Genomic DNA, 17,469 nt, shown 5'->3' with positions numbered 1-17,469 from the left:
TGCGTCTGTTGTGTATAAGCGACTGGTTTTGGTACGGGGGGGGGTGGGGCCAAATCACAGCAAGGCGCGCAGCGCGTCCCGCCCCACCAGCCCCACCCCATGCCCATCCCGCACCGCCACCGCAAACTCCGCCCCCCGCTCCTCCAGCTCCGCGAGCACCGCCTCCGCCCGCTCACCCACCCCGAAGTGCGGGAGCGGTGCGCCGAGGTGGTCGCGTACCGAGGTGTCCGGCTTCAGGGTGCCGTCCTCCAGGGCGGCGGCCAGCACGTCCAGGGAGAGGGAGCCCGCCAGCTCCGGGACGGTCGGCGCGCGGTCCGGGCCCACCGGGCAGGGCCCGGCCGGGACGACCGGCGGGAGGCCGAGGTCGGGCAGGGACCGGAGCACGGCCAGCGCCTCGGCGGCCGTGCTGAGCCGGTTCACATACGGCAGCGGGGAGTCCCGTACCGCGTCCCCGACCCGCGCCGCCCCCTCCTCCCCGTCGAGGAACCCCAGCCGCAGCAGCCACGCGTCGTTGAAGTACTTCGAGAGGTACTGGCGCCCCGAGTCCGGCAGGATCACCACGACCAGCGACTCGGGTCCGAGCCCGGCGGCCACCCGCTGTGCGGCCGCCACCGCGAGACCGGCCGAGGCGCCGACCATCAGGCCCTGCTCCCGGGCGAGTCGACGCACAGTCAGCAGCGAGTCCCGGTCGCTCACCGGGAGGAGCTCGTCGACCACGTCCTGGTGGTAGGAGGTGGGCCAGACGTCCTCCACGGTCTCCGGGTGGCGGACGTGCCCGGTCGCCTCGACGAAGTACGGACGGCCGTCGCCGCCCGAGTAGACGGACGCCACCGGATCCGCTCCGGTCACACGCACCGCGCCGCCGCTGACCTCCTTGAGGTAGCGGCCCGTACCGCTGATCGTCCCGCCGGTGCCGACGCACGCCACCAGATGCGTGACCCGGCCGTCCGTCTGGCGCCAGATCTCGGGGCCGGTCGTGGTGTAGTGCGCCCCCGGGTTGGCCGGGTTGTCGTACTGTCCGGCGAGCCAGCTGCCCGGCGTCTCCTCGGCGATCCGCGCCGCCGTGTTGAACACGTTGTCCGGGTCCTCGGCGGGCAGCCCGCTGCGCCGGACGACCACCTCCGCGCCGTACCCGCGCAGCGTGGCGATCTTCTCGGTGCTCGTCTTGTCGGGGACGACGAGGACGGCCCGGTACCCCTTGGCCGCCGCCACCATCGCGAGCCCGGCCCCGGTGTTGCCGGAGGTCGCCTCGACGACGGTGCCGCCGGGGCGCAGCAGCCCGTCCCGCTCCGCCTGCTCGATCATGTGCAGACCGATCCGGTCCTTCACGCTGCCGCCGGCGCTGAGGTATTCGAGCTTCGCGTACAGTGCGGCCGACCCGTCGCCCCCGGGTGTGCGCAGCCGTACCAGCGGGGTGCCGCCGACGAGTTCGAGCACTGATTCGTGAACGTCCATGGGGCCGAGCTTACGAGGCGCTCGCACCCGGACATGCCGGTGCGGGCCCCGGGCGGGGATCCGCCCGGGGCCCGCACGGCGCGCACTACGCGGCGTCGAACGTGTAGAACTTCTTGTGGTCCAGCATGTCCGCCGGCGTCACGTTGTTCCACGGGCGCATGGTGTCGCGCAGGTCCACCACGTTCGCCGTCCCGGCCGCCGGGAGGTACGGCGAGGCGGGGTGGCGCTCCTGCCACTGCGCCCAGAGCCTGTCTATGAACGCGTGGTGCAGCCAGAACACCGGGTCGTTGGGGGAGACACCGGTGGCCATCTGACCGCCGACCCAGACGTGCACCCGGTTGTGCAGGTTGACCCCGCGCCACCCCTCCAGGTGGTTGCGGAAGCCGTCCGAGGCGCTGTTCCAGGGGGCCATGTCGTACGTGGACATGGCGAGGACGCTGTCGACCTCGGCCTTGGTGGGCAGCTGCGGGACGCTCGCGCCGAGCGCGCGGCGCAGGTAATTGCGGCCGTCCACCCGGACGTTGATGGCCCACTTGCCGCCGCTGGAGGCGAACGGACCGTCCATCACCTGGCCGTCACGGCTGCGGCCGGTGCCGCCAAGGAAGTCCGCGGCCCAGAGCGAGGAGGCCGTGGTGCGGTCGGCCGTCCAGTCCCAGTAGGGCAGCGCGACGGTGGAGTCCACCGCCTGGAGAGCCTGCTCGAACTCCAGGAGGAATCTGCGGTGCCACGGCAGGAACGACGGCGAGCGGTGGCCCACGCGGTCGCTGTCGTCGGTGTCGCTCATGATGAACTCGTTGTGCGTGGTGACGAACGCGTCGTACTTTCCATTGCGCTTCAGCGTCAGGATCGCGTTGACGAAGCGCCGCTTCTCGTCAGCGGTGAGTGTCGCCTGGTTCTTGCGTACGGTCATGGAAATGCTCCAGATTGTGGTGCTGTGCGGGTGCGGTGCCGGGACGGGTCAGGCGAGCGGGACGAGCGTGGCGCCCTGCAGCTCCACCACGGCCGCGCGGGCCACGGCGCGCGGGTTCGCGAACGTCTCGTAGTGGTTGACCACGCTGATCCAGGTGCCGTCGGCGTTCCGCATCACATGCAGCTCCTTGCCGTCTATCTGCACCGCGTATCCCCCGTGGTGGCCGCCGTGGGCGCCGCCGTGCACGGGCGCGCCCTGTATGCGGCGGCCCTGGTAGACCTCGTCGAACGGGGCGGGCGCGGTGTGCCCCGTGTGGTCCATGCCGTCCATGCGACCGGTGCGGCCGTCGCCCGCGGCGGGGACGACGCCGTTGGCGGGTCCGCTCGCGGTCGCCGCGTACGCGGTACCGGCCAGGCCGAGGCCGGCCACCGCGGTCGCGGTGAGGCCCAGCGCGCTGCGGCGGGTGAGTCGGGACATGGGTAACCCCCAGTGGTTCGGCATTGCTCGGTAGTGGTCCAGCGGCGTCGAGGGCGCGGAAGTGTGAAGTCGCGGCCCTGTCAACGCGCTTGACGGGTCGTTGACGGACCTTCGTCCGGCTTGGTCACGGCCGGGGGACGTCCGTCGGGGACCGTCCTGACAAATGCCTACAGCCCGGCAACGGAACGGCAAAGCGTCACCCAAGAGGTTGGGCTCAATGCGGACATGTCCAGATTCGAAGTGCAATGTTGAACAAAGATGATCTTGCTGTCCGCGCCTCCCCGGCCCACCGAAAGTGCAGATCCTTCATGGAATCTGTCGGTCCTGTGAAGATCCTGTTGTCCAGGTGGTGAAGGTGTGGCGGCCCTCACGTGAGAAACCTGGCCGGTTTCGCGCCTCGTTCTCGGCATGTGGCGGGGCGGGGAACGCGCGCCGCCGCCCACGCCGGAGCGGCAGGCGCGGACGGCGGCCGGGGCCCCGCGGGGACGGGGGATCGGGGGGCCGCCGACGGCCGGCGGGCCGGGGCGGCGGTGTGCGGACGGGGCCGTGCGGGGTGCGGTGTTGGGGCAGGGTGGCTCGGGGGACGGGCCGGTCAGGGTCGGATGACGATCCGGATCGGGTTGCCCTCCTCGTGCTCCAGGGGGCGCACGCCCTCCGCCACCTCCGAGAGCGGGAGTTCGGCGCTGATCGAGCGGCTGATGTCGAGGCGGCCCGTGGCCACCGGGTCGACGAGCTGCTCGATGTGCTCCTTGCGACAGCCGAGGTGACCCGTCGCCGAGTGCCGGTCGCGGGTGAGGGCGGCCAGCGGGGCCAGCTCGACCCTGTCCATGGACATGCCGACCAGTACCAGCCGACCCTGGTGCCCCAGGGCGCGGTTGGCCTGGGCGATGGTGCCCGCGCGGCCGGCCGCGTCGATCGCGACCTTCAGGCCCCGGCCGCCGGTGAGTTCGACGATCCGGTCGAGGGCGTCCTCGGCGGTGGGGTCCACGGTGTGGTCGGCGCCCAGCTCCAGGGCGCGCTCGCGGGCCGCGGGCAGCGGGTCGAGGCCGATCGCCGGGGCGGCCCCGGCCGGCCGGGCGACCTGGAGCGCATACGTGCCGATGCCGCCGAGGCCCCAGACGCCGACGCTCTCGGCCGGGCGGGCCGCGGCCGTGTCGATCACCGCCGCGTACGGCGTGGAGACGGCGTCCGTGAGGATCGCCGCCCGCTCCAGCGGGATGGAGCCGGGGACGCGGACCAGCGCGGCGACGGGGACCCGTACGTACTCGGCCCAGGCGCCGTCGTGGTCGAACGCCATGATCTGCACGCGCTCGCAGTCGTCCATCGCCATGCCCGGGACGCAGGCGGGGCAGGAGCCGCAGGCACGCCCCGCGTGCGCCACGATCCGTTCGCCCCGCTACCGGCCGGGGACCGGCGAGCCCAGCTCGTCGATGGTGCCGGAGGCCTCGTGGCCCGGGGTGATGGACGGCAGGCCGGTGTGGAAGACGCCGTTCAGGAGGCTCAGGCCCCAGGAGCTGACGGCGTTCCTGGTGTCCGGCTTCGTGAGCCTGCTGGGCACGCTGGACCGCCCCGTGGGCCTGGCGGAGGCGGTGGCCGGGCAGGCGGGCGCCTCAGCCGGCGCACTCCAGTAGCCAAGGGGCCCGCACGGCCGTCGGGCGAGACCGGACGGGTCTCTCGGCAGGGTCCCTCCGAGGGTCGGCGTCGACCAGCCGGATCCGTACTGCCGCGGCCGTCAGGCGCGGCCGTCAGGCGAGGCCGAACAACTGCGTCCAGTACGTGCCCGCGCGGCCGCCGCCCGCGAAGCCGACGCCTATGTGGGTGAAGTCGGGCTTGAGGATGTTGGCGCGGTGGCCCGGGCTGTTCATCCAGCCCTCCACCACCTCGGCCGCCGTGCGCTGCCCGCACGCGATGTTCTCACCGATGCCCCGGTGCGCGGCCCCGGCCGCCCGGGCCCGGTCCCACGGCTCCAGGCCCTCCGGCGAGGTGTGGGAGTAGAAGCCGCGGGCTGCCATGTCCGCGCTGTACGCCTGGGCCGCCGAGGCCAGACGGGTGTCGTCCGCCAGCGGGCGCAGCCCGGCCGTGGCGCGGCGGCCGTTGGTGAGCGCGACCACTTCGGACACCGTCCGGTGCAGCCCGTCCCCGCTGAACGGCCTGGCCCACAGCGCCGTCCAGTACACCTCGCCCGTACGGTCGTCGGTGGCGCGGCCGATGCCCGCCTCCGTGAAGGCGGCGTCGCGCAGCGGGCGCCGGGTGTGGGCGTCCTCCAGGCAGTACGCCAGGAACTCGGCCGGGGTGCGCGGCCCCGACACCAGATGCTCGGCGATGCTCAGATACGCGTACCCCCGTGTGGTCACCCGCTGGAAGACCGACACACCGTCCGGGCTCTCCACGCTGAGGCGTCCCTGGGCGGCCATGGTCGCGGCGTGCGACTCGGCGGCCGAGGTCAGCCGTCCGTCGACCGTGACCGGCGGGGCCCCGCCCCGGACCCGCTCGGCGTTGACCAACCCGCAGAAGCCGTCGCCCTGTTCGGCCTCCGGCCGTCGCGCGGCGGGGACCGGTATCGCCGCGGTGGGCAGCTGGACGGTGGGCGCGTGCGGCGGCGGGTCCTCGTCGGCCACGTCCACCCCGAAGTCGCGGGCCACCCCCGCGAGGCCGTCCGCGTACCCCTGCCCCAGCGCGCGCACCTTCCAGCCGGTGCCCCGGCGGTAGATCTCGGCCAGCAGCAGCACGGTCTCCCGCTCCGGCTTGGGCGGGGTGAACCGGGCCAGGACCTCGCCGCCGGGACCGCTGAGCCGCAGGCTCGGCACCGGCAGCCGGCCGAGCGGAACGCCCGGCTCGGCGGGGCTGACGACCACGGTCAGCCGGCTCGCCCCGGCCCGCAGCCGGTTCGGGTCGACCGTGATGACGTCGTTGTCGAGACGGGTGCCGGGCGCGGACGGCTGGTTGTAGAAGACGAAGTCGGCGTCGCCGCCGACCTTTCCGGTGTCGTCGGTGATCAGCACCGACAGGTCGAAGGGACCGGGGACGCCGATCGTCAGAACGCCGTCCGGAAGGGGCCGGTTGCCCCCGGGAACCAGCTCGCTCATCGACACCACCTGTCCACGGGCCCGCCGCGGCCCGCCACCGCGCCGCGCTCCTGCGTTGTGCTGCGTTGCTGTGGGGAGAACGCGGTGAACGCGGCGGCTGGTTCCCGGGTCCGGCGTGTCGTACGGGTGACTTTCGCGGATGTGGCCGCGCGACCCGCCGAGGGCCCCCCGGCGGGCCCCCGAGGGCCGGGAATACGGTTCACCCGGCCCGCGAGCGCGTGCTGCGGCAGGGCGCCGTAGGACGCCCCGGCCGGGCCGGGGCCTGGGCTCGGCGGGTGACATTTCTGGGGCGGATGCGTTCTGCGGGACCGGGTACCAGAATGGAGCCACGCCGGACTAATGAGGAGGCGGCATGAACGCTCAGTCCGATCCCGCGCCGAAGCGGGAGGGGATCACCCCGGACGCACTGCTGCACACCGGTTCGGGCGGTGAGGTCACCGCCGAGGACCTGGTGCTCGCGTCGGGGCGCGACATCAACCCGAAGAGCATGGCGTGGGCAGAGCGCCGACTGGCGGAGGACGGCCGCGCGGCGATCGACAAGCTGCTGCCCTGACCCGCTCGCGGAGGCTCCGGCTCGGCGCTTCGGGCTCAGGCCTCCGCGTAGACGCTGCTCGCGAACGAGGCGAACTGGTCCGCGGGGAGGTGCCGGGCCAGATCCGCCTCGGTGATCACACCGACCGGCTCGCCGTCGTCCACGACGACGAGGCGGCGGATGCGCGCGTCGCTCATCACCCGCACGGCCTCGGCCGCGTCCGCGTCGGCGGAGACCGTACGCGGCTCGCCGTCGGCGAGGTCGCCCGCCGTCACGTCGGCCGCGTCCTTCCCGGCGGCCAGGACCTTCACCACGATGTCGCGGTCCGTGACGATGCCCGTCAGCGTGCCGTCGCTGCCCTTCACGGGCAGCGCGCCGATGTTGTGGTCCCGCATCAACTGGGCGGCACGGTCGAGGGTTGCGCTCGCCGGGATGCAGCGGACGTCGACGGACATCAGATCGCGGGCGCTGGTCATGGGGGCCTCCGGGGTCCTGGGTGGGGGCGGCCCGTGGGATCCGGCGGGCGGCCTCGGGTACGCCCTCGTCATGCTGGCCGCGCCCCGGGCGCGCGGCGACCGTATGGAGACGAACGGGTGACCAGCCGAGGGGACGGCTCCACTCCCCACCGCACCGCCCTTCCAGATTCTTGGAACACGTTCTACTGTGTGGCCGCCCGCACGACGTACCAGCGACGGACAGCTACCCGCACAGCGACGGACCGTGACCAGCCTGGAGGGGCCCGTGCACCTCGAATACACGCCCGAGCAGCAGCGGCTCCGCGCCGAGCTGCGCGCCTATTTCGCCGAGCTGGTGCCCGACCACGCGTACGCCCGCCCCCATGGCCCTGAAGGCATGGGAGGTGCCCCCCTCACGGACCCCGCCACCCAGAAGCGCTTCTACCGCGACACCGTGCGCCGCCTCGGCGCGGACGGCTGGCTGGGGGTGGGCTGGCCCGAGGAGTACGGCGGGCGCGGGCTGAGCCCGATGGAGCAGTTCATCTTCTTCGACGAGGCCGCCCAGGGCGGGGTGCCGCTGCCGCTGATGACGCTGAACACGGTCGGACCGACCCTCATGCGGTTCGGCACGGACGAGCAGAAGGCGTACTTCCTGCCGAAGATCCTGTCCGGCGAGATCGACTTCGCGATCGGCTACAGCGAACCCGACGCGGGCACGGACCTCGCCGCGCTCAAGACGAGGGCGGTGCGGGACGGCGACGAGGCCACCGGCCACTACACGGTCAACGGCCAGAAGATCTGGACCACCAACGGCGACACCGCCGACTGGGTCTGGCTGGCCGTGCGCACCGACCCCGGAGCGCCGCCGCACAAGGGCATCTCCCTGCTCCTCGTGCCGACCTCCGACCCCGGCTACTCCTGCACCGTCATCAACACGCTCGCCTCGCACGACACCACCGCCAGCTACTACGAGAACATCCGCGTCCCCGTCTCCCGCCGCGTGGGCGAGGAGAACAACGGATGGCGGCTGATCACCAACCAGCTCAACCACGAGCGCGTCACGCTCGCCGCGCATGGCACCATGGCGATCCGCGCCCTGCACGACGTCCAGCGCTGGGCCGCCGACACCAAGCTCGCCGACGGCCGCCGCGTCATCGACCTCGGCTGGGTACGCGGCCGCCTGGCCCGTACCCACACCAGGCTCGACGCGATGAAACTCCTCAACTGGCAGATGGTGAACGCCGTCCAGGAGGGCACCCTCACCCCGCAGGACGCCTCGGCCGTCAAGGTGTACGGCTCGGAGGCCCGCCGCGACGCGTACGCCTGGCTGATGGAGATCGTCGGCGCCGCGGGCCCCATGAAGGAGGGCTCGGCCGGCGCGGTGCTCCACGGCGAACTGGAGCGCGGCTACCGCTCGGCCGTGATCTTCACCTTCGGCGGAGGCAACAACGAGATCCAGCGCGAGATCATCTCCTGGATCGGTCTGGGGATGCCGCGAGTACGCCGTTAGCCTGGCCCTACAGGAGGTGGCGCCGCATGCCCGAACCCAGCCCCCGGCCCAGCACCCCCGACCCCGGCTACTTCGGCCCCGAGTCGGTGACCTGGCAGCTGCACGGTGACCCGATCATGTGGGTCGCCGGGGTGCGGGCGCTGTACCTCCAGGCGCTGCATCCGCGCGCCGTGCGCGGGGTCATGCAGAACAGTGACTTCCGCACGGACACCTGGGGGCGGCTGCTGCGCACCGCCCGGTTCGTGGCGACCATCTCGTACGGGACGAAGGACGACGCGGAGCGTGCGGGGGCCCGGGTGCGGCGCATCCACGGGTTTCTGAAGGCCGACGATCCGGTGACCGGTGAGCGGTTCCGGGTCGACGAGCCCGCGCTGCTGCTGTGGGTGCACTGCGCGGAGGTCGACAGCTATCTGCACGTGGCGCGCCGCTCCGGGTATCCGCTCAGCGACGCGCAGGCCGAGCGCTATGTGGACGAGCAGCGCGAGGCCGCCCGGCTCATCGGGCTCGACCCGGCCGCCGTCCCGGCGTCCACCGCGCAGCTCGCCGCCTACTTCGCGGACGTACGTCCCCAGCTCGCCGCCGGTGCCGACGCGCGCGACGTGGACGCCTTTCTGCGGCGGCCGCCCGTCCACCCGCTGCTGGCACCGGCGCGCGCGGTGCTGTGGCGGCGCGTGGCGGGACTCGCCTACGACGCGCTGCCCCCGTACGCCCACGAGTTGTACGGGCGGCCCGCGCCCGCTCCGCACGAGGTCACCCGGCGGCTCGTCGCCACCGGGCGCCTGCTGCGCCGCGTTCCGCCGACCGTGCGCTGGCAGCTGCCGCCGAAGCACATCCTGCGCGCGGTCGACCGGATGGGGCCGGGAACGCGCCCGTCACCGTACACACTCCGCAGACAGGCGGCCATACTGGAGGGAGCCGGGGAGGGCGCAGCGGAGTGACGTGACGGGGGCGACATCGCGCGATGGCGGACACCAGGCTGATCCACGGCCGGTACCGGCTGCTGGAGCTGATCGGGCGCGGCGGCATGGGCGAGGTGTGGGCGGCCCGCGACGAGTCACTGGGACGGCGGGTCGCCGTCAAGTGCCTCAAGCCGCTGGGGCCGCTGCACGACCAGTCGTTCGCCCGCGTGCACCGCGAGCGCTTCCGGCGCGAGGCGCGGGTCGCGGCCGTGCTCCAGCACCGCGGCGTCACGGTCATCCATGACTTCGGGGAGTACGAGGGCGGGCTCTATCTCGTCATGGAGCTGCTCGACGGCCGCAATCTGAGCCAGCTCCTCCAGGACGGCAGGGGCCATCCGCTGCCGGTGCCGGACGTCGTGGACATCGCCGAGCAGCTGTCCTCGGCCCTCGCCTACACCCATCAACAGGGCATCGTCCACCGGGACTTGAAGCCGGCCAACATCATGCGGCTGCCGGACGGCACGGTGAAGATCCTGGACTTCGGGATCGCCCGCCTCGGCGCCGACATCGGGTTCACCTCCCGGCTCACCGGCACCGGCATCGCCATGGGGACCCCGCACTACATGTCACCCGAGCAGATCGGCGGCGCCCCCGTCGACCACCGCAGCGACCTGTACTCGCTGGGGTGCGTGCTGTACGAACTGGCCACCGGGGCACCGCCGTTCGACCTCGACGACGCCTGGGCGATCCTCGTCGGCCACCGCGACACCGCGCCCGAGCCCCCGCGCGCCACGCGCGCCGAACTCCCCGTGTTCTTCGAGGAGATCGTGCTCGACCTCCTCGCCAAGGAGCCCGGCTCGCGACCCCAGGACGCGAGGGAGGTGGTGCGGCGGCTGGCCGCCGGGCGCGGGCTCGTCCCGCCCCCGGCCGCCCTGTCCACGGTGGCGCCGCCGCCCGTGCGGCTGCGCGGGCTGCCGTCCTGGGCGCGCGGGATGACCACCGGCCACAAGGCGACCGGCTCCGCGCCGCCGGATCCCGCCCCGCCCGACCCCGACGCCAGCCTCACCGGCGCGTGGACGACCGCCCTGCCACCGGTCCCGCCCGCCCCCGACCGGCCGCCGCCGCCCCCGCCCGAGCTCCTGGCCGAGCTCGACGAGCGGCACCGCGAAGGCCTGGGCCTGGGCCGCGCCGGCCGCTGGGCGGAGGCGGGTGAGGTGCACCGCGCGGTCGCCGCCGAACGCGCCCAGACGCTGGGCCCCGACCACCCCGACACCCTGGTCAGCCAGTACGAGGTGGCCTTCGCCCTGAGCCGGACCGGGCGCGAGGCCGACGCGCTGCGCGAGTTCGGCCTGGTCGCCCAGGCCCGGGCCCGCGCGCTCGGACCCGACGACCCGGGCACGCTCGACGCCCGCCAGGAGACCGCGTACGTCCTGGGCCGCCTCGGTCGCCACTTCGAGGCCCACCAGGTGTACACCTCGGTGCTCGCCGCCCGGGAGCGCGTCATGGGAGCCGACCACCCGGCCACCCTGCGCTGCCGCCACAACCTCGCCTTCAACCTGGGCCGCCTCGGCCGTCTGGAGGACGCGCACCGCATGGCGCGCGAGGTCGCCGCCGACCGTGCGCGCGTGCTCGGCGCGGGCCACCCCGACACCCTGGTTTCCCGGTCCGAAGTCGCCTATGTGCTCGGCCAGTTGGGGCGCTGGGTCGAGGCGTTGCAGCTCTATCGCGAGGTCGCCTCCGCGCGCGCGACCGTGCTCGGGGCCGACCATCGCGACACGCTCGCCACCCGGTACGAGGTCGGCATCGCCCTCGGCCGCCTCGGCCGCAGCGCCGAGGCGCTGGAGCTGTACCGGGTCCTCGTCGAGGACCGCACCCGCGTCGACGGCCCCGAGGACCCCGAGACCCTGCGCGCCCGCCACGGCCTGGGCGTCAACCTCGGGCGCCTCGCCCGCTGGGAGGAGGCCCTGGCCGAGGCGCGCGAGGTGGGCGCACTGCGCGAGCGCGTGCTCGGCACCGACCACCCCGACACCCTGGTCAGCCGGCGCGAGATCGCCGTCGGGCTCGGCTGGCTCGGGCGGTGGGCGGCGGCCCTGACGGTCTACCGGCAGGTCGCGGACGCCCGCGAGCGGGTCCTCGGCGCCGCCCACCCCGACGCCCTGGCCAGCCGGAACGACGAGGCCCACTGCCTGGAGCGGCTGGGCCGCGGCGCCGAGGCGGCGGCCCTGTACCGGCGGGTCGCGGTGCTGAGGCAGGAGAGCGGGCGGCTGGGGCGGTAGCGGGCGGCGCGGGCAGCGGAGCACCGGCGCCACCCTGGCCGCCGGTGATCGGCGCGTGCTAGGAAGGGCCATGCCCGCACACCAGGTGTACGACACCGTGATCGTCGGCGGAGGCCACAACGGCCTGGTGGCCGCCGCCTACCTCGCCCGCGCCGGCAAGTCGGTGCTGGTCCTGGAGCGCCTCGGCCACACCGGCGGCGCGGCCGTCTCGACCCGCCCCTTCGCGGGCGTCGACGCCCGGCTCTCGCGCTACTCCTACCTCGTCTCGCTGCTGCCGCAGAAGATCGTGGACGACCTGGGGCTGCGCTTCGCCGTCCGCAAGCGGACCGTCTCCTCGTACACGCCGGTGGTACGCGACGGACGCCCCACCGGGCTGCTCGTCGGCGGTGGCGAGGAGCGCACCCGGGCCTCGTTCCGCCGCCTCACCGGCTCCGACAGCGCGTACACGGCCTGGGAGGCGTTCTACGGGATGACCCGGCGGGCCGCCGAGCGGATCTTCCCCACGCTGACCGAGCCGCTGCCCACCCGCGAGGCCCTGCGCGAGCGCCTGGGGGACGACACGGCGTGGCGGGTGCTCTTCGAGGAGCCGATCGGCGTCGCCGTGGAGGAGCGGTTCGGCGACGACCTGGTGCGTGGCGTCGTCCTCACCGACGCCCTGATCGGCACCTTCGCCGACGCCCACGACCCCTCCCTCGCCCAGAACCGCTGCTTCCTCTACCACGTGATCGGCGGCGGCACCGGCGACTGGGACGTGCCGGTGGGCGGGATGGGCGCCTTCACCGACGCGCTCGCGGGCGCGGCGCGGGCGGCCGGCGCGGAGATCGTCACCGGGTACGAGGCGACCGCGCTGCGCACCGACGGCCGCGAGGCCGAGGTCGACTTCCGTACGGCCTCGGGCGAGGGCACGGTCGCGGCCCGCCACGTCCTGGTCAACGCGTCGCCCGAGGCCCTGGCCGCGCTCACCGGCACCACGGCCCCGGAGCGCGCCGAGGGCGCCCAGCTCAAGGTCAACATGCTGCTCACCCGGCTGCCCCGGCTGAGGGACACGGCGGTCGACCCGCGCGAGGCGTTCGCCGGGACCTTCCACATCGGCGAGGGGTACGGGGCGCTGGCGGCCGCGTACGCCCAGGCCGCGGCGGGCGAACTGCCGACGGCGCCGCCCTCCGAGATCTACTGCCACTCGCTCACCGACCCCTCGATCCTCGGCCCGGACCTGGCGCGGCGCGGCTACCAGACGCTGACCCTGTTCGGGCTGCACACCCCGGCACGGCTGTTCGCGGGCACCGCCAAAGACCACGACAGGACGCGCGAGGTGCTGCTGGAGGCGACGCTGGCCCAGTTGGACGCGCACCTGGCCGAGACGCTCGCGGACTGCCTGGCCACCGACGCCGACGGGCGGCCCTGCATCGAGGCGAAGACCCCGCTCGACCTGGAACGGGAGCTGCGGCTGCCCGGCGGCAACATCTTCCACCGCCCGCTCGCCTTCCCGTACGCGCGGGAGTCCGCCGGCCGCTGGGGCGTGGCGACCGCGCACCCGAACGTCCTGCTGTGCGGGGCGGGCGCGGTCCGGGGCGGTGGGGTCAGCGGCATCCCGGGCCACAACGCGGCGATGGCGGTGCTGGGGAGGTAGGACCGGCCGTCAGCGCGGGATCGCCCGGGCCAGGGCGTCGGCCAGGGCCACTCGGGGCGCTGAGCCGGAGCGCCAACTCCGTACCGGATGAACGGAGTTGGCGAGGACCACCAGGAACGTGTCGGTGTCCGGGGCGATGACGAGGCTGGTGCCGGTGAAGCCCGTGTGGCCCGCCGTGCGCGGGGAGGCGAGCGCGCCCATGTACCAGCGCTGGTCGAGCTCGAAGCCGAGGCCGTGCGCGTCGCCGGGGAAGGCGGTGTTGAAGTCGGTGAAGAGCAGCTCGACGGAGGCGGGGCGGAGGATGCGGGCGGGGCCGTACGCGCCGCCGTTCAGGAGCGTGCGGGCGAGGACCGCGAGGTCACGTGCGGTCGAGAACACCCCGGCGTGCCCGGCGGCGCCGCCGAGCGCGAACGCGTTCTCGTCGTGCACCTCGCCCCACACCAGCCCCCGCTCAAGCCCCGACCAGGGCTTTCGCGCGTCCTCGGTCGCGGCGATCCCGGGTCGCCAGGAGGCGGGCGGGTTGTAGCGAGTGCGGTGCATCCCGAGTGGAGCAGTGATCTCGTCGTGGAGCAGGTCCTCCAGAGTGCGAGCGGTGATCCGTTCCAAGAGCAGCTGAAGCGCGAGGAGATTGAGGTCGGAGTAGCGGTACGCGCTCCCCGGCGGCCGCTCGGGCCTCTCGTCCCACAGCAGCCGCAGCTTCCCCTCGTACGTCGGTTCGTCGTACAGCGGGAGCCAGGCGCGCAGCCCCGAGGTGTGGGTGAGCAACTGGCGCACGGTGACGGCCCCCTTGCCCGCCACTGCGAACTCCGGCAGATACGTGGCCGCCTCGGCCTCCAGCTCCAGCGCGCCCCGCTCGATCTGCCGCACCACGAGCAGCGAGGTGAACAGCTTGGAGACGGAGGCGAGGTCGAAGACCGTGTCCCGGGCCATCGGGATCCGCCGCCCGGGCGGGAGTTCGACGCCGGTGTCCGTCCGCTCGTCGTAGGCCGAGTAGCCCACGGCCGTACCGACGGCGTGGTGCAGTGCCACCGTCGAGCCGCGCCCGGCGAGCACCACCGCGCCCGCGTACCAGGGGTGGACCGGCGAAGGCCCCAGGAACCGCTCGGCCACGGCGACCAGCGTGCCCAGCGGCCCCGGCATCAGCCCGGCCTCCTCGGCGGTGCCGTACCGCAGCACGGGCCCCGTCTCGTCGCTCCGGATCATGGCCGCCACCCTAACCGGCTCGGGTGCGCCGTCCACGTAAAGAATCTGACGCAGCATCAGAAAATCTCTTCCCTCGTCGCCCGGGCTGCGGCATCCTGCGCCCCATGCAGACGGAGCTGAGCAGAAGACTGGGAGTGGAGCACGCCATCTTCGGCTTCACGCCGTTCCCGGCGGTGGCCGCCGCCATCACCCGGGCCGGCGGATTCGGCGTGCTCGGCGCGGTCCGCTACACCGCCCCCGACGACCTCGCGCGCGACCTCGACTGGATGCAGGACCACACCGACGGGCTGCCCTACGGCCTCGACGTCGTCATGCCCGCGAGGAAGGTGGAGGGCGTCACCGAGGCCGACGTCGAGGCGATGATCCCCGAGGGGCACCGGCAGTTCGTGCGCGAGACGCTCGCCGAACACGGCGTCCCCGAGCTCGCCGAGGGCGAGGCGTCCGGCTGGCGGATCACCGGGTGGATGGAGCAGGTCGCCCGCAACCAGCTCGACGTCGCCTTCACTTACCCGATCAAGCTGCTCGCCAACGCGCTCGGCTCCCCGCCCGCCGACATCGTCGGCCGGGCGCACGCCAACGGGGTCCTGGTCGCCGCGCTCGCCGGCAGCGCCAAGCACGCCCGCCACCACGCCGAGGCGGGCATCGACATCGTCGTCGCCCAGGGCTACGAAGCCGGCGGCCACACCGGCGAGATCGCCTCCATGGTGCTCGTGCCCGAAGTCGTCGACGCGGTCGGGCCGCTGCCCGTGCTCGCCGCCGGAGGCATCGGCAGCGGCGCCCAGGTGGCCGCCGGACTCGCCCTCGGCGCCCAGGGCGTCTGGCTCGGCTCCCTCTGGCTCACCACCACCGAGGCCGATCTGCACTCACGCGCGCTCACCCGCAAACTCCTCGCGGCGGGCTCCGGCGACACCGTCCGCTCGCGCGCCCTCACCGGCAAGCCCGCCCGCCAGCTGCGCACCGAGTGGACCGAGGCCTGGGACGGCCCGAGCGCCCCGGGCACCTTGCCGATGCCCCTGCAGGGGCTGCTGGTCGCCGAGGCGCTGTCGCGCATCCAGAAGTACGAGATCGCGCCACTGCTCGGCACGCCGGTCGGCCAGATCGTCGGCCGGATGAACTCCGAGCGCAGCGTCCAGGAGGTCTTCGACGACCTCACCCGCGGCTTCGAGCAGGCCGTCGACCGTATCAGCCGCATCGCCCGAAGGAGTGGGGCATGACCGACTCCCAGCAGCCGCCCAACGGGTTCTGGGCGCAGGCCGCAGCCGATCCCGACCGGGTGGTGCTCACCGCGCCCGACGGCGAGCGCTGGACGGCGGGGCGGCTGCACGCCGCCGTCAACCAGCTGGTGCACGGGCTGCGCGCGGCCGGACTCGAACAGGGCGACGCGTTCGCCGTCGTCCTGCCCAACGGGGTCGAGTTCTTCACCGCGTATCTGGCCGCCTCCCAGGCCGGGTTCTACCTCGTCCCCGTCAACCACCATCTGGTCGGACCCGAGATCGCGTGGATCGTCGCGGACTCCGGCGCCAAGGTCCTCATCGCCCACGAGCGGTTCGCGGACGCGGCGACCGCCGCCGCCGACGAGGCGAAGCTGCCGGGCAGCCAGCGGTACGCGGTGGGCGAGGTGGCGGGATTCCGCCCGTACGGCCAACTCCTCGACGGGCGGCCCGAGTCCGTGCCCGAGGACCGCACCCTCGGCTGGGTCATGAACTACACCTCGGGCACCACCGGCCGCCCGCGCGGCATCCGGCGCCCGCTCTCCGGCAAGCTCCCCGAGGAGTCCTACCTCGGCGGCTTCCTCGGCATCTTCGGCATCAAGCCGTTCGACGACAACGTCCATCTGGTCTGCTCGCCGCTTTACCACACGGCCGTGCTCCAGTTCGCGGGCGCGTCCCTGCACATCGGGCATCCGCTGGTTCTGATGGACAAGTGGACGCCCGAGGAGATGCTGCGCCGGATCGACGCGTACCGCTGCACCCATACGCACATGGTGCCGACCCAGTTCCACCGGCTGCTTTCGCTGCCCGAGGAGGTCAGGGCGCGGTACGACGTGAGCTCGCTGCGGCACGCCATCCATGGCGCGGCCCCCTGCCCCGACCATGTCAAGCGGGCGATGATCGAGTGGTGGGGGAGCTGCGTGGAGGAGTACTACGCGGCGAGCGAGGGCGGCGGGGCGTTCGCCACGGCCGAGGACTGGCTCAAGAAGCCGGGCACGGTCGGCAAGGCGTGGCCCATCAGCGAACTCGCGGTCTTCGACGACGACGGCGACCGGCTGCCCCCCGGCCAGCTCGGCACCGTCTACATGAAGATGTCGACGGGCGGCTTCAGTTACCACAAGGACGAGACCAAGACGCGGAAGAACCGCATCGGGGACTTCTTCACCGTGGGCGACCTCGGCTACCTCGACGAGGACGGCTACCTCTTCCTGCGCGACCGCAAGATCGACATGATCATCTCGGGCGGGGTCAACATCTACCCGGCCGAGATCGAGGCCGCGCTCCTCACCCACCCGGCCGTCGCCGACGCCGCCGCGTTCGGCATCCCGCACACGGACTGGGGCGAGGAGGTCAAGGCGGTCGTCGAAGCGGCGCCCGGGCACGAGCCGGGGGACGCGCTCGCCACGGAGATCCTCGCCCACTGCGAGGAACGGCTCGCGGGCTACAAGCGCCCCAAGTCCGTCGACTTCATCGCGGCCATGCCGCGCGACCCCAACGGCAAGCTGTACAAGCGACGGCTGCGCGAGCCGTACTGGGAGGGCCACGAGCGGGCGATGTGAGCCGCCTGCCCCAGGGGGCGCCGTACGGTGCCCGATGGGGCAGGCGGCGACCGTCAACGCACGGCGGGGCTCACCCGCCCTGATGCCGAACCTCTTCCGGGGCCGTGCACCGGGTCCGGAGGGCCGGCCTCAGAAGGAACCCCGTGCGTGTACTCGTCGCCGGAGCAACCGGAGTCATCGGGCGGGGGCCCTGGTCCCGCTGCTCGCCCCCCGACAAGCCCGGCCACGTCCCGGCGTAACCTCCGGCGCGGCCCGCCCGGGCGGGC

At 73.6% G+C, this 17,469-nt stretch carries 14 protein-coding genes and 1 pseudogene; 7 read left to right on the top strand and 8 right to left on the bottom strand.

Annotated features, from left to right (window positions below; genetic code table 11):
* Window positions 1-54 precede the first annotated feature (54 nt).
* From ACFWA7_RS19750 to ACFWA7_RS19725, 6 genes are all read right to left on the bottom strand, one after another.
* On the bottom strand, window positions 55-1,455 hold the full coding sequence (locus ACFWA7_RS19750; RefSeq protein WP_385824164.1) for a pyridoxal-phosphate dependent enzyme: 1,401 nt from the start codon (window positions 1,453-1,455) through the stop codon (window positions 55-57).
* An 85-nt stretch (window positions 1,456-1,540) separates the two neighbouring features.
* Entirely contained in the window at window positions 1,541-2,365 is an 825-nt protein-coding gene (locus ACFWA7_RS19745) for a tyrosinase family protein (RefSeq protein WP_385539261.1), read from the bottom strand.
* Between the two features lie 48 nt (window positions 2,366-2,413).
* On the bottom strand, window positions 2,414-2,842 hold the full coding sequence (locus ACFWA7_RS19740) for a tyrosinase cofactor (RefSeq protein WP_385824161.1): 429 nt from the start codon (window positions 2,840-2,842) through the stop codon (window positions 2,414-2,416).
* A gap of 592 nt (window positions 2,843-3,434) precedes the next feature.
* Window positions 3,435-4,172: a zinc-binding dehydrogenase gene (locus tag ACFWA7_RS19735; RefSeq protein ID WP_385824159.1), complete on the bottom strand. Its 738-nt coding sequence runs from the start codon at window positions 4,170-4,172 to the stop codon at window positions 3,435-3,437.
* 66 nt (window positions 4,173-4,238) lie between these two features.
* On the bottom strand, window positions 4,239-4,400 hold the full coding sequence (locus ACFWA7_RS19730) for a hypothetical protein (protein WP_385824157.1): 162 nt from the start codon (window positions 4,398-4,400) through the stop codon (window positions 4,239-4,241).
* A 187-nt stretch (window positions 4,401-4,587) separates the two neighbouring features.
* The gene (locus ACFWA7_RS19725) at window positions 4,588-5,928 is read right to left on the bottom strand and encodes a CAP domain-containing protein (RefSeq protein WP_385824155.1); all 1,341 of its coding nucleotides are present in this window, start codon (window positions 5,926-5,928) and stop codon (window positions 4,588-4,590) included.
* Window positions 5,929-6,280: 352 nt separating this feature from the next.
* On the opposite strand from ACFWA7_RS19725, the gene ACFWA7_RS19720 reads away from it, so the two are divergent.
* Window positions 6,281-6,481 carry a hypothetical protein gene (locus ACFWA7_RS19720; protein ID WP_371650344.1) on the top strand — a complete coding sequence of 67 codons (201 nt, stop codon included), beginning with the start codon at window positions 6,281-6,283 and terminating at the stop codon, window positions 6,479-6,481.
* 35 nt (window positions 6,482-6,516) lie between these two features.
* Here ACFWA7_RS19720 and ACFWA7_RS19715 read toward each other — a convergent pair whose 3' ends face one another.
* On the bottom strand, window positions 6,517-6,936 hold the full coding sequence (locus ACFWA7_RS19715; protein WP_385824153.1) for a CBS domain-containing protein: 420 nt from the start codon (window positions 6,934-6,936) through the stop codon (window positions 6,517-6,519).
* A gap of 265 nt (window positions 6,937-7,201) precedes the next feature.
* Here ACFWA7_RS19715 and ACFWA7_RS19710 point away from each other — a divergent pair, with 265 nt between their 5' ends.
* From ACFWA7_RS19710 to ACFWA7_RS19695, 4 genes are all read left to right on the top strand, one after another.
* Window positions 7,202-8,425, top strand: a complete 1,224-nt coding sequence (locus ACFWA7_RS19710) for an acyl-CoA dehydrogenase family protein (RefSeq protein ID WP_385539271.1) — start codon at window positions 7,202-7,204, stop codon at window positions 8,423-8,425.
* Window positions 8,426-8,451: 26 nt separating this feature from the next.
* Entirely contained in the window at window positions 8,452-9,363 is a 912-nt protein-coding gene (locus ACFWA7_RS19705; protein ID WP_385824151.1) for an oxygenase MpaB family protein, read from the top strand.
* A gap of 23 nt (window positions 9,364-9,386) precedes the next feature.
* Window positions 9,387-11,600, top strand: coding sequence for a tetratricopeptide repeat protein (locus tag ACFWA7_RS19700; RefSeq protein ID WP_385824149.1), 2,214 nt, complete (start codon window positions 9,387-9,389; stop codon window positions 11,598-11,600).
* A 70-nt stretch (window positions 11,601-11,670) separates the two neighbouring features.
* On the top strand, window positions 11,671-13,230 hold the full coding sequence (locus ACFWA7_RS19695) for a phytoene desaturase family protein (RefSeq protein ID WP_385824147.1): 1,560 nt from the start codon (window positions 11,671-11,673) through the stop codon (window positions 13,228-13,230).
* Window positions 13,231-13,245: 15 nt separating this feature from the next.
* Here ACFWA7_RS19695 and ACFWA7_RS19690 read toward each other — a convergent pair.
* Window positions 13,246-14,433, bottom strand: a pseudogene (locus tag ACFWA7_RS19690) (serine hydrolase domain-containing protein); the annotation flags it as partial.
* A gap of 104 nt (window positions 14,434-14,537) precedes the next feature.
* Between ACFWA7_RS19690 and ACFWA7_RS19685 the strand changes: the two are divergent.
* Both ACFWA7_RS19685 and ACFWA7_RS19680 read left to right on the top strand, forming a co-directional pair.
* Entirely contained in the window at window positions 14,538-15,647 is a 1,110-nt protein-coding gene (locus ACFWA7_RS19685) for an NAD(P)H-dependent flavin oxidoreductase (RefSeq protein WP_385539247.1), read from the top strand.
* On the top strand, window positions 15,644-17,203 hold the full coding sequence (locus tag ACFWA7_RS19680) for an acyl-CoA synthetase (protein ID WP_385824145.1): 1,560 nt from the start codon (window positions 15,644-15,646) through the stop codon (window positions 17,201-17,203). The genes ACFWA7_RS19685 and ACFWA7_RS19680 overlap by 4 nt, the downstream gene beginning before the upstream one ends.
* Window positions 17,204-17,469: the final 266 nt, after the last annotated feature.

Source organism: Streptomyces sp. NPDC059994 (assembly GCF_042737755.1).
Classification (GTDB): domain Bacteria; phylum Actinomycetota; class Actinomycetes; order Streptomycetales; family Streptomycetaceae; genus Streptomyces.
Note: the sequence above shows the minus strand (reverse complement) of the source record. Positions and strands in the feature narration are given on the sequence as shown.

Coding starts and splice junctions, on each gene's coding strand:
- ACFWA7_RS19735 (WP_385824159.1), bottom strand. CDS start 4,172: ATGGCGATGGACGACTGCGAGCGCGTGCAGATCATGGCGTTCGACCAC.
- ACFWA7_RS19705 (WP_385824151.1), top strand. CDS start 8,452: ATGCCCGAACCCAGCCCCCGGCCCAGCACCCCCGACCCCGGCTACTTC.
- ACFWA7_RS19740 (WP_385824161.1), bottom strand. CDS start 2,842: ATGTCCCGACTCACCCGCCGCAGCGCGCTGGGCCTCACCGCGACCGCG.
- ACFWA7_RS19720 (WP_371650344.1), top strand. CDS start 6,281: ATGAACGCTCAGTCCGATCCCGCGCCGAAGCGGGAGGGGATCACCCCG.
- ACFWA7_RS19685 (WP_385539247.1), top strand. CDS start 14,538: ATGCAGACGGAGCTGAGCAGAAGACTGGGAGTGGAGCACGCCATCTTC.
- ACFWA7_RS19680 (WP_385824145.1), top strand. CDS start 15,644: ATGACCGACTCCCAGCAGCCGCCCAACGGGTTCTGGGCGCAGGCCGCA.
- ACFWA7_RS19745 (WP_385539261.1), bottom strand. CDS start 2,365: ATGACCGTACGCAAGAACCAGGCGACACTCACCGCTGACGAGAAGCGG.
- ACFWA7_RS19725 (WP_385824155.1), bottom strand. CDS start 5,928: ATGAGCGAGCTGGTTCCCGGGGGCAACCGGCCCCTTCCGGACGGCGTT.
- ACFWA7_RS19695 (WP_385824147.1), top strand. CDS start 11,671: ATGCCCGCACACCAGGTGTACGACACCGTGATCGTCGGCGGAGGCCAC.
- ACFWA7_RS19750 (WP_385824164.1), bottom strand. CDS start 1,455: ATGGACGTTCACGAATCAGTGCTCGAACTCGTCGGCGGCACCCCGCTG.
- ACFWA7_RS19715 (WP_385824153.1), bottom strand. CDS start 6,936: ATGACCAGCGCCCGCGATCTGATGTCCGTCGACGTCCGCTGCATCCCG.
- ACFWA7_RS19700 (WP_385824149.1), top strand. CDS start 9,387: ATGGCGGACACCAGGCTGATCCACGGCCGGTACCGGCTGCTGGAGCTG.